The organism is Leptolyngbya sp. PCC 6406 (assembly GCF_000332095.2).
In the GTDB taxonomy this organism is placed as follows: Bacteria; Cyanobacteriota; Cyanobacteriia; order Phormidesmidales; family Phormidesmidaceae; genus PCC-6406.
This window is the reverse complement of the sequence record NZ_KI913949.1, coordinates 348617-360021: the sequence shown is the minus strand read 5'-3', so window position 1 is coordinate 360021 and position 11405 is coordinate 348617. Positions and strand designations below refer to the sequence as shown.

Sequence of the window (11405 nt, the reverse complement as noted above, 5' to 3'; positions counted from 1 at the left end):
CCCACCCCGCCCTTCGGGCACCCCTCCCAAGAGGGGATGGTAGGAAGAGGTTCCTTGAGCACAGCCAAGGGATGGCCCCTACGGAAATAACCCCAACACCCCTGCAAGAGCGAGCGCCGCTCGCCCCTACCCACCCCAATACCGGTCATCCAGCAACAAGGGCAACCACAAGGGATTGCCCCTACGAAATCTATCTGTCACCCCCTGCATTGGGCGCGGAAACCGCCCCCCTACGGGATCAATTCAAAACTCAAAACTCAAAACTCAAAACTTTCTGCCACCTATCACCCCAACACCCCCCACCCTCACACTCCCCCACCCACACACACCCTCACACCCTCACACTCCCCACTGCCGATAAACTGGGAAAGCATTCCAGAGAGGCATAGCCGTGAAGTTAGCCCTGTTGGTAGTTGGATGTCTGGCATTGGGTGTAGCGGCACTGGAGGCGGCCCTCCGCCTGGTGTTTGGATTTGGCAATCCGCCCCTCTACGTGGCTGATACCCAGGTGGGCTACCGGCTTGCGCCCCATCAACGGATCCGTCGGTTTGGTAACCGCATTCTGATTAACCGCTACTCCATGCGGGGGCCGGAGATTACGCCCCTGCCGACAGAGGACACGCTGCGGATTTTGCTGCTGGGGGATTCCATTGCCAACGGGGGCTGGTGGACCGATCAGGAGGCGATTCTGTCGATGCAGCTCCAGCGCCAGCTTCAGCGGGAGTTAGCGTTAGCAGGGGCGGCAGCGGGGCCAGAGCTGGCGGGTAAGGAGACGGTGGAGGTGCTGAATGCCTCGGCGAATTCCTGGGGTCCGCGCAATGAGTTGGCCTATCTAGCCAAGTTTGGTGATTTTGGCTCCTGGGGGGTGATTGTGTTGATCAACACCGATGACCTGTTTGCGATCGCGCCTACCTCGCTGCCAGTGGGGCGCGATCGCAACTATCCCGATCGCCGCCCCACCCTGGCCCTCCAGGAAATTGCCCACCGCCTGATCAAACCCCGCCCCAGCCCAGAGCTAGAGGCATTACATCAAGAAGACAGCGATCGCGTCGGTGTCAATTTAGAAGCCCTGCGCCAAATCAAACGCCTTGTACAGCAGACTGAAGGGCAGATGGTGCTGGCGATGACTCCCCTGCTACGGGAGGTACAGTCCCCCGGCCCCCGAGACTACGAGATTGTGGCACGGCAGCGGCTTCTGGACTTAACCACCGCTGAACAGATTCCCTACCTGGATTTTCTGCCCAGCTTCCAGGCTAATTCCCAGCCCCAGGGACTCTATCGCGACCATATCCATCTCAGCCCCGAGGGGAATGAACTGGTCAGTGCTGCCCTAGTTCAGCAGGTGCGATCGCAGATCGAAAACCACGATAGTCATTGGCGTAGCAGCCCCCAAGGGGCGAGACCGGCCCTAAAAAGCGATCTCGCTACCCCTCCGGTCCTATCAGACCCTGCCGAAGATCCATGGCGCTAACAGGTTGCCAGCCCGCCTGCCACAAACTCCGGTTCTTAAGCATCCCCGCATTCACCCAGAGCCGACTCTGGGGATCACAGGCCGCCACAATCTCCGCAAACACCAGCGCCCCCTGATTCTTGCGGTTCACCACTTGAAAATGCCGCCAGCCCAACACCTTGTCCTGAGCTGTCCATTTAGACCCCACCAGATGGGGAAACCTTTGCTTCTTCGCCATAGCTCTAGTGGTCTGTCAAGACTCAAACTTAGGGTTATCCCTATTTGTAGCGCGGCCATTCTATGGTGCATTGCTTCGCGTGGGCGAAGCCGCGCCTTAGCGCTATGCACCCTACGAGAACCCTAAAAATTGAGCTTGACGCTGCACTAGGGCAACAATCGTTTTCGCAGAACGCGGATAGTCATCGCCCGACTAGACAGCACCGCCCGCTGTTGCTGAATTTCTACATAAATCGAGCCCGAAAAAAGTTGGCGTAGGGACGAACGGCGGTACACCTGCACCTTGTCCACCTCCTCCGCCAGTTCATAGCCCAAGGGTGTGAGGACAGCCTCTAGGGATTTGACAAAGGCTTTGCGGTTGGTAAAGGGCACCTCCAGCGTCATGGTGTGGTTAAAGAATCCCCCCAAAAAGCCCCCCACCGCCCCGACAATCAGAGCCAACTGGCCAGAAACCCCCGTACTCAGTCCATAGGGAGAAGACTTAACCGCCAACACCATCGCCACCAGAGCCGAGCCCGAAAAGTAATAGAGAAAGGTAAGGGCAAAGCCGGGACCAGTGGGGAGTTGCGTATCAGGGGCAGGATTAACGGCCTGGGGGGATTCCGAGGACTCCAGTGACGGGCTGGAAGGATTGGGGTCAGTAGATTCCGGCATAGTTTAAAGGCGTACTCAGGACAAACTCAGAACAAAGGGGGGACAAAAAGAACGGCTTTCATTATCAATGCTTATGGCCTTTCCTAGGGTACCCCCCTTCTCAAAGGACCGGGGGATCAGGGCATAATCGCCACAGACCAGATGAACACCCCAACTGGATTACCCATCGCCCCACCATGATCGAAGTTGACCACTTGCACAAAGCCTACGGCTCCACCACCGCCATTCGAGACGTGACATTCTCGGTGGAGCCGGGAGAGATTCTGGGCTTCCTGGGACCCAATGGCGCTGGCAAAACCACCACCATGCGTATCCTCACAGGCTACCTACCCGCCACCAGTGGCACCGCCCGTGTGGCCAACTTTGATGTCCACAGCGACTCCATGGCGGTGCGTCAGCACATTGGCTACCTGCCGGAAGCTCCCCCCCTCTACCTAGACATGACGGTGACGGGCTACCTCAACTTTGTAGGCCGCATCAAGGGCATCTCCGCTGGAGATCGGCCCCAGCGGGTGAAACTGGCCCTGACCCGTTGCGGTCTAGAGGAAAAGGAGAATGTGATTATCCGCAAACTTTCCAAGGGCTATCGTCAGCGGGTGGGCATTGCCCAAGCCATTGTCCACGATCCCCCTGTGATCATTCTGGATGAGCCCACCTCCGGCCTTGACCCCCGCCAAAACAACGAGGTGCGGGGGCTGATCCGCAGTCTGGCCGGGGACCACACCATCATTCTCTCCACCCATATCCTGCCGGAGGTGAGTGCTACCTGTAACCGCGTAGCCATCATCAATCGGGGCCAAATCGTCGCCATCGACAGCCCCGAAGCGCTAATGACTCGTCTAACTGGGGAACTCAGCTACGATGTCGAGGCTCGGGGAGATCAAGCTGCCCTGCACCAACATCTGCGCCAGGTGACAGGGGTGGCCCAGGTGGAACCCATTTCCCCTGAACGCGACACCCAGGATCGCCACCGTTTTCGGGTGGTGGCCCAGGCAAAAGCGGAACCAGGGGAAGCGATCGCAGTTTCCCTCATCCAAGCGGGTTTTGGCCTAGGAGAACTGCGACGGCAGCGCGCTAGCTTGGAGGATGTATTCCTCAACCTGACCATGGAGGAACCCCCAATGGAGACCACCGCAGAGCCAGCTACAACCCTGTAGAAAAACTATACTCAGGTTGAAAATCATGACTGTTTTAGCTCAAGAAATCCTTAGAAACTTCGACACCCTGACTAATTCAGAGCAACTTGAAATTGCCATGGGAATCTTGCGGCGACTAATCTCTTGGGATTTTCCGCCCTTGGAAGATGAGGATCTAGCCTTAAATGCTGACGAGTTATTTTTGGCCTTAGATCAACAAGAATTAAGATATTGAGCCTTAGTTACCCTAGTCCCTCACACCACTAGTACACCTAGCCTAAAATAGGCTTACCATTCTGTCGCACCAGTCTCATATTTCTAGTCCCCTCTCCCCTTGGGAGAGGGCTAGGGTGAGGGGCCGAGGTGTACCACGATAAAACGGTCAGAGTATTTGCGCCGCAGAGTACTAGTCCAAGAGGTTCTCGTTTTGAAGTGGATGTTCAAGTTGGATTCTTGAGATCAGGAGCTTTTGACACTCAGAATATTATTACTGTTTCTCATGCAAAATTTTTGAGAAAATTGGGTGAGCTAGATTCACAAAAGCTTTCAAAAGTGGAGGATACTTTACTGTTTTGGCTGGGATTTGAATCTGAGAATGTTAATCAGGAGGGATAGTAATTTCTGTGCGAACTGTTTTAGCAAATTTGATAGCAATCTACCGACGGGAGTTGCAGAGCTACTTTGCGTCACCCCTGTCCTACATCATTGCGGCGGTGTTTTGGCTGTTGGGAGGCTTTTTCCTCGTCGTGATTCTGCTCAGCCCTGAGGGGCTGATTGCCCAGGTGGCTCAGGAAGATCAGGCCCAGCAGTTTGGCCTGGGGGGCGCACCGATTGATGTGGCCTACGAATTCTTGCAATACTACCTGGGCTTGCTGGGATCGCTGTCGATGTTTATCCTGCCCATCCTCTCTATGGGACTCTATGCCGAGGAGCGCAAGCAGGGCACCCTGGAACTTTTGGCGACATCCCCCATCACCAACTGGGTGGTGGCCTTAGGGAAACTCATGGCGGTCGTGACCTTTTATATCACCCTGGTGCTGCCCCTGATGCTGTGTGAGGCGGTGGCGTTGCAGTCTTCGGAGCCCATGTTTCCGCCAACGCTCTTAGTGATGGGCCATTTGGGGCTGGTGTTGCTGGCGGCTAGCGTTCTATCCATGGGCATGTTTTTGTCTTCCCTCACCAGCAGCACGGTGCTGTCGGCCATTATGACCTTTGCCCTAGTACTCTTCCTCTGGATTGTGGATGCCCTAGCCCGAGCCATCCCCGGTGTATTGGGGGATGCCCTAGGCCATTTGTCGATGTTGAACCATTTCACAGACTTTACCCAGGGAGTATTTAGCACCAGCGGGATAGTGCTGTTTTTCTCCTACCTGGGGTTGGGGCTATTTCTCACAGCCCAGTCTATTGAGACCCTGCGTTTTCAGCGCAACTAGTACCACAAGGCAGAAGGCAGAAGGATGTAGGGCTTTGCCCGTGCGTAGCAGGCAGAAGGATGAAGGATGAAAGGGGATTCCAGGAAACACAAGGCTTTCCGCTTTCATCGTTCCCACGCTGGGGCGAGGGAACATCTCTCCAGACGCTCCAGCGTCCTCTCAGCCATGATTTTCAAGGAGATTTCCACAAAAGAAAGTCCTACCGGAGCCAACAGATCTGAGGCAACAGAACTGTTACGGGGGGTAAGGCTGTGCCCCCAAGGCAGGATATTTCTTTTCGAGAAATGGCATCAGTAAGTGATTTTTAAGCAAAGCGTATTGGACTGAGTTATGAAGGAGATTTCCTTTTCGCGACGGAGCTTGAGGTTTCTGGTTTGGCCCGGTTTAGCCCTGACGACGGCGGGGCTGGTGGCCGGGGGGCTAGCGGGTTGGCAATGGCTGCCGGGGGTGCTGGTGATTCTGGGTTTAGGGTTACTAGTGGTGGGCCTGAGCTTTAGTGGGGGTGCTTTTTGGCAACAGCGATCGACCCAATCTGGAACCAATGCGGCGGTGGCGGTGCTGGCGGTGCTGGCGATTGTAGGGCTGGTGAATTTTGTGGCGGTGCGGTATTCCAGCCGGATCGACCTGACGGAAAACCAGATTTTCACCCTGGCTCCTGCTTCCCAGCAATTGACTCAACAGCTTCAGGAACCCGTGAAGGTAGTGATCTTTGACGGGACTCAAAATCCTCAAGATGTGCAGTTGTTGGAAAGCTATCGTCGCCAAAGTGCACAATTTAGCTATGAGTATGTCGATCCCTATGCCAATCCTCAGCAGGCTCAGGTGTTTGGCGCGACGGCACCAGGGATGGTGTTTCTGGAGATGGGGGAGGATCGCCGCTTTTTGCAATCCGTGGGAGCGGCGGCGGCCCAGGGCATGGGCACTCCTGAACGGCTCTCGGAGCGTCGTCTGACCAATGCTCTGGATCAAATCATTAATGATCGGGCGCTGACGGTGTACTTTGTGCAGGGCCATGAGGAATACGCCATTGATGGCAGTGAGTCGGGCTATCTCACGGCGGCGACTAGCCTAGAGGACAAGAGTTACCGGGTAGAACCCCTGAATCTGGCGGAAACCCAAACCGTACCAGAGGATGCGGATGTGGTGGTGGTAGCGGGGCCTGCCCAGGCTTTCTTTGAAGCGGAGGTGACGGCCCTAAGGGATTACTTGGCAAGTGGAGGGAGTGCGCTGTTACTGCTGGATCCCCAAGCAGATGGGGGGCTGACTCCGATTCTGGATGATTGGGGGGTGGTGCTGGATGACCGCCTGGTATTGGATACCTCTGGCAGTGGGCAGTTTGTCGGTCTTGGCCCTGCGGCTCCCTTGGTGTCTCAATACGGTGAGCACCCCATTACCCAGGAGTTTGGTAGCGGGCGTTCCTTTTTCCCCTTAGTGCGTCCGGTGGAAACTCAGGAGGTGCCGGAGGTGACGGCGACACCACTGTTGCTGACCAGTGCCCAGAGTCGGGCGGAGCCCATTTCTGAACAGGGGGATCTAGCCTTTGACCCTGAGGCAGCTCCGGATGGTCCCTATGTGCTGGGGGTAGCCCTCAGTCGCCCGGTACCGGATACGGCGGCGACTCCTGCGGATCCGCAGCCAGAGCTTCCAACGGATGAGGGTCCAGTGGAGACTCCAGCAGAAGGGGGGGAGGCGGAAAATGGCGAAGGGGAACCAGAACCGGCTCAGCGGGAGGCGCGACTGGTGGTGATTGGCAACTCTAGTTTTGCCAGTGATGGCTTGTTTGATCAGCAGCTTAATGGGGATGTCTTTCTCAACTCCGTCAATTGGTTGGGTCAGCAGGGGGATGAGGCGCTCTCCATTCGGCCTAAGGAAGTAACGAATCGGCGGATTTTGATCACCCCCCAGCAGCAGGTGGGCTTGATCGTTTTTGCCCTGTTGGTGCTGCCCCTGACGGGGATTGCGCTGGCGGTGCTGATGTGGTTGCGGCGGCGATAGGGAAATAACCAGGATGAAACTCCAGAAAACGACGGTAGCGCTGGTTGCGATCGCACTTCTCCTCGGGATAGGTGTAGTGATCGCTGAAACCCGCCGCAACCCCGGCAATGCCCCCATGGGCGAAGGGGCGGGGGTGGGCAGTCCTGTCTTCCCCTTTGAGGAAGGGGATGTGACCGGGCTCCACATTGAAACCCAGGGCCAGGAGGTGACTTTCACTCGCGATGAGGCGGGGATGTGGCAGATGACGGCCCCGGAATCGGTACCAGCGGAATCCGCCGCGATCGCGTTTCTCCTCAGCCGTCTCACCAGTGATGGTCTCACCCGTCGTGACCTTACCCTGGACGCTACCGAGCGGGATGATTTTGGCCTCGGGGTACCCTTTGCCACGGTGGATCTAACCCTAGTGGACGGCACCACCCATCAACTGATTGTGGGCAGCCCCGATTTCAGTGGTAGCGGCGTCTATGCCCTAGTGGACCCGGAACAATTTCCCCTGCCCCAGGAGGCTGCCGAGATTCCCCTCGCCCTCCTTTCCCAAGATGTCCTCAATGCCGTCGATCGGCCCCTAGAGGAGTGGAAAGCGGTGGTGGATGGGACTTCCGAAACGGCCCCCGATACAGCCCCCGAGACGGCCCCCGATGCCGACGCCATCCCCAGCCAAGACGATCCCCCTGTAGATACCCCAGCGGAGACCTTGCCCCTGCCCCCTCCCCCCTCCCTGGAATGATGGGCCGCTACCGGGCAACAGAGGAACCCACCCCGCCCTTCGGGCACCCCTCCCAAGAGGGGATGTTAGGAGGAGGTTCCTTGAGCATAGCCAAGACAAGGGATTGCCCCTACGGGAATAACCTCAACACCCCTGCATTGGGCGCGGAAACCGCGCCCCTACAGGATCAATTCAAAACTCAAAACTCCTGTCACCCTCACACCCCCACTCCCCCACTCCCCCACTCCCCCTCACCCCTTCGGAATGATCTGATTCACCCCCCTCGGAACCTCATCAACTTGCAGGGGCTGAATCGGCGGAGGTGACTGAAACTGGAGACGCCGTTGCCAAGGGGGAGGAGCCAGCCCTTTTTCCTCCGTCCACCCTAGAGCAGGTGAGGGGGCGGATTGGGCTTGCTGTTGCAGATGCTCTACTTGGCGTTTGTAGTAGTCCCGCTCGGCAGCTAGGGTTTGGCAGCGTTGCTTGAGCTGCGTTTGGCGACCAAACTGATCTGCCAGGGATGTTTCCAACTCATGGATGCGGACCTGTTGCACCCGCACTGTATGGCGCAACATGCAGGCTTCATCAGCGGGGGGCAGAGCAGGCACGATCTCCACTGAGGATATCTCCTCATCCGCCACTTCTTCTGAAAGGGCATCCAGCATCAATTGCAGAGCGGTTGTCAATTGGACAATATCAGCATGGTGGTGATTGAGCACAGACCCCAGGGTAAAAATATGCTGACGGGCCGCTTGCAACTGGCTACCGAGGCTAATGGTGGCGGAGCGGGCAATCATGACCTCCGCTTCCAGATCCATACGATTCGCCTCGGAGGCAGTCCCCAGGGTTTGCCAGTTGGGGCTCTGGGTGCGGATATGGTGCAAAAATGACTGGAGTTCTGCCTCGCCCTGCTCAATTTGGAGGTTGAGGCGATTCAGGGCCACCTGTTGACTCCCCACCCACTCTTCTAAGTGGATTCCCATAAGGTGCAGCAGATGACGCTGGCTATCGGTAATTTGGGTGAGCTGGGACTTGAGGTATGCGATCGCTTGCTGCTGGACGTTGGCATACTTCTCGGTCTTGGCCAACTGGGATTCCAGCCATTGCTGATCCTGGAGTTGTGCTCTCATTTCCTCTAGGGAATAGAGCGCCTGATCGAGGGCTTGCTGAAGGGCGCAAACCCGCTGAACCAATTTGAAATCAAGAGATCCGTCTTGAGTCATGGAGCGGGGCGGCTTCAGGAACATCTGGCTGTGCACACTTTAACAAACCCCTCTTGGAGATGGGGTTGAGGTCGAAATCCGAAGGAAAATTGGGTGATATTTCTTCATGTTTGACGCATCAACCATGACGGGTCATGGTTGATATCCCTGATTCCCCCCAACTATGGCTTCATTGATTTTCCTGGCAGAGCGGTTTCCGCCTGATATTGGTGGAGTTGCCAGCAGTGCCGGACGCATTGTGGCGGCTCTGGCGGCGTTGGATCTTCAGGTGATTGTGCTGACCTGGAGCCGCTACCTGCCACCAGGGGAGCTATCGCCGCCGGAGTCCCAATGTTCTGGCCGGGTGACGGTCTATCGCTTGGGGTTGTATCGCCATTGGGACATGACCTTGCCCATGGCGATGAATGTCTTGGATTGGCTGCTGACGGTGCCCAATGAAAAACCCCTGCTGCTGTGGGGGCATTATCTCTTTCCTGCGGGTTTTTTGGCGGTGTACTGCGCCCAGCTTCAGGGGATATCTTCTGTGGTCAGTGCCCGAGGAAATGATGTTGATCGTGCCCTGTTTCCCCCTGGGGATTTTGCCCGGTTGCAGTGGACATTGAACCATGCCACAGAGATCACCACGGTCAGTCGGGATTTGGTTCGTAAAATCCAGATTTTGAGCGATCGCGCCGCCCATCTCCACAAAAACGTGGTGGATGTGACGCTGTTTCGGCCTCAGGAGGATGGGACTGAGGGACAATCGCTGCGGGCAGATCTCGGTATTCAATCGGACGAGATTGTGTTGGGCTTTTCGGGGGAATTGCGAGAAAAAAAAGGTCAACAGTTTTTGCTAGAGGCGCTGCGTCATGTCAACTCAGTGCGCCCTGCCTGCCTGCTGATCATTGGGGAGTTGCGCTCGGAAAGCCAAACCCTGGTGCAAAACTTTCGCGGTCAGTTTCCCGAGGTGGGCGATCGCATCCTGGTAACTGGCCACCTGGAATCCCCAGCGCGGGTTGCTCAGCATCTACACCTGTGCGACCTGTATCTCCAGCCCTCGCTCTGGGATGGCCTGCCCAATGCCCTGTTAGAGGCGATGGCCTGCGGTTGTCTCTGCATCGCCAGCGATGCGGGGGGAATGCCGGATGTGATCACTTCGGGGGAACAGGGGTTTTTGCTCTCTCGCCATCAGCTTCATCGATTGGGGGAGGCGATCTTGGAAGTATTAGCGTTACCGACTCTGGAGCAGGAACGGGTGAAACAGGCAGCGCGATCGCACATTTGCCAGTCCTACTCCCTGGTCCAAGAGCAGATCTTCCTGAAGGGACTGCTGAGCCAGATGTTTTAACCTGATTCATCGGTTGTAGTGGGCGCTCACAGGGATACGCCACAGAGCTATGGGGATGCGAGCAATGACTCGTACACCGCGATCAAACGTTGATGGGCTAAGGACCAAGAAAACTGCTGCTCCACATGTTGTCTAGCCTGTTGAGAGAGGGTGAGCCGCAGGGCGGGATTTGCCCATAGTTGAAACAGCCCATCCTTAATGCCCTTAGAGGAATTGGGCTTGACCGCCAAAAAGTGCTGGTCAGGATTCCCGATCGCCCGCACTACCGGCAAATCCGTCGTGATCACGGGGGTTCCCGTCGCCATCCCCTCCAGAACCTTGAGGGGACAGCAGCCCTGGACAAGATTGCGATCGCACCCCTTCAGCGGTGCCACGATGGCGTCAGCCCGGTGCAGGTGAGTAACCAAATCCTTCAGGGGCAAAGCGTCCAGGATTTGCACATGGGCAGTCACCTGGAGCTTTGCCGCCAGGGTATGTAGTCGCTTGAGCTGATGGGGTCTACCGGGGCCAATGATGGTCAGGTGCGCATCACCATCGCGGCGATACAGCGCCAGAGCATCAATGGCCAGATCCACCCCCTGCCAGGGGGATAGGGTGCCAAAGTACAACAGGTTCAGCGGGGATAACACCGGATCGGGACGGGGAGCGCCATAGGTAAACACCGATAGGTCAACCCCATTAGGGATGACCTGAATGCGATCGCGCCCAACACCCCGCTGGATCAGATAATCTCGCGTCACATCACTGGGGGTCAGTATCCTGTCTGCCGCTTGTAGACAGGCATCTTCCTGGGCCACCAGCTTGTGCATCAACTCATCATCATCTGCCACCTGGGGATAGCGATATTTCAACTCAATAGAGGGCAAACCATTGACCTCAAAGATCAAGTGGCGGCAGAGCTTAGCCCGATGCAACGCAATCGGAAAGCCTTCAAAGGGCGAGCGAATGTGGATCACATCCAAGGGACCAGCCTCCAGCACTTGCCCCTGTAACCATCCCCACAGCGCCTGCCGAAAACTCAATACTCGATCAATCAAGGTTTTGCCGACCGCTGGTAACGCTGTTTGATAAATTTCAGGACTGAGCCCCTGAGAGATTGTGGTCTCCTGCGGTGAGACCGTCACCAACTGGACCCCGCCGAAATGTTGGCCGAGTGCTTCCGCAAAGGTCTGAATATGAATTGCAGCACCCTTCGGAGCTGGAACCACATCAAAAGAGATGTAGGCTATCCTGGCCTTGGTCAT

The 11405-nt window shown here is 56.6% G+C and carries 12 protein-coding genes; 8 read left to right on the top strand and 4 right to left on the bottom strand.

The genetic code is table 11. The annotated features are described in order from the left end of the window. Positions 1-391 precede the first annotated feature (391 nt). Complete coding sequence (locus tag LEP6406_RS0201685) at positions 392-1471, top strand: SGNH/GDSL hydrolase family protein (protein WP_008309682.1); 1080 nt, start codon at positions 392-394, stop codon at positions 1469-1471. Here LEP6406_RS0201685 and LEP6406_RS0201680 read toward each other — a convergent pair. Together LEP6406_RS0201680 and LEP6406_RS0201675 are read right to left on the bottom strand one after the other, a co-directional pair. Next, positions 1425-1688 (bottom strand): TIGR02450 family Trp-rich protein, encoded by a 264-nt coding sequence (locus LEP6406_RS0201680; protein ID WP_008309684.1) that lies wholly within the window; start codon positions 1686-1688, stop codon positions 1425-1427. The two genes, LEP6406_RS0201685 and LEP6406_RS0201680, sit on opposite strands and share 47 nt — an antisense overlap. Before the next feature lie 146 nt (positions 1689-1834). After that, positions 1835-2341: a hypothetical protein gene (locus tag LEP6406_RS0201675; RefSeq protein ID WP_008309685.1), complete on the bottom strand. Its 507-nt coding sequence runs from the start codon at positions 2339-2341 to the stop codon at positions 1835-1837. Positions 2342-2517: 176 nt separating this feature from the next. Here LEP6406_RS0201675 and LEP6406_RS0201670 point away from each other — a divergent pair, with 176 nt between their 5' ends. From LEP6406_RS0201670 to LEP6406_RS26220, 6 genes are all read left to right on the top strand, one after another. After that, positions 2518-3498, top strand: coding sequence for an ABC transporter ATP-binding protein (locus LEP6406_RS0201670; RefSeq protein WP_008309687.1), 981 nt, complete (start codon positions 2518-2520; stop codon positions 3496-3498). Between the two features lie 25 nt (positions 3499-3523). Continuing rightward, positions 3524-3712, top strand: a complete 189-nt coding sequence (locus LEP6406_RS0201665; RefSeq protein WP_008309688.1) for a hypothetical protein — start codon at positions 3524-3526, stop codon at positions 3710-3712. A 128-nt stretch (positions 3713-3840) separates the two neighbouring features. After that, positions 3841-4092 carry a type II toxin-antitoxin system PemK/MazF family toxin gene (locus tag LEP6406_RS30795; RefSeq protein WP_193364910.1) on the top strand — a complete coding sequence of 84 codons (252 nt, stop codon included), beginning with the start codon at positions 3841-3843 and terminating at the stop codon, positions 4090-4092. Positions 4093-4100: 8 nt separating this feature from the next. After that, positions 4101-4910, top strand: coding sequence for an ABC transporter permease (locus LEP6406_RS0201660; RefSeq protein WP_008309690.1), 810 nt, complete (start codon positions 4101-4103; stop codon positions 4908-4910). A 330-nt stretch (positions 4911-5240) separates the two neighbouring features. Continuing rightward, entirely contained in the window at positions 5241-6905 is a 1665-nt protein-coding gene (locus LEP6406_RS0201655) for a GldG family protein (protein ID WP_008309693.1), read from the top strand. Positions 6906-6918: 13 nt separating this feature from the next. Next, positions 6919-7632 (top strand): DUF4340 domain-containing protein, encoded by a 714-nt coding sequence (locus LEP6406_RS26220; protein ID WP_008309694.1) that lies wholly within the window; start codon positions 6919-6921, stop codon positions 7630-7632. A gap of 230 nt (positions 7633-7862) precedes the next feature. On the opposite strand, the gene LEP6406_RS0201645 is transcribed toward LEP6406_RS26220, so the two are convergent. After that, positions 7863-8834, bottom strand: coding sequence for a hypothetical protein (locus LEP6406_RS0201645; protein WP_008309697.1), 972 nt, complete (start codon positions 8832-8834; stop codon positions 7863-7865). Positions 8835-8997: 163 nt separating this feature from the next. On the opposite strand from LEP6406_RS0201645, the gene LEP6406_RS0201640 reads away from it, so the two are divergent. Then, positions 8998-10161, top strand: a complete 1164-nt coding sequence (locus tag LEP6406_RS0201640) for a glycosyltransferase (RefSeq protein ID WP_008309700.1) — start codon at positions 8998-9000, stop codon at positions 10159-10161. A 47-nt stretch (positions 10162-10208) separates the two neighbouring features. On the opposite strand, the gene LEP6406_RS0201635 is transcribed toward LEP6406_RS0201640, so the two are convergent. Beyond that, on the bottom strand, positions 10209-11405 hold the full coding sequence (locus LEP6406_RS0201635) for a glycosyltransferase family 4 protein (RefSeq protein WP_008309702.1): 1197 nt from the start codon (positions 11403-11405) through the stop codon (positions 10209-10211).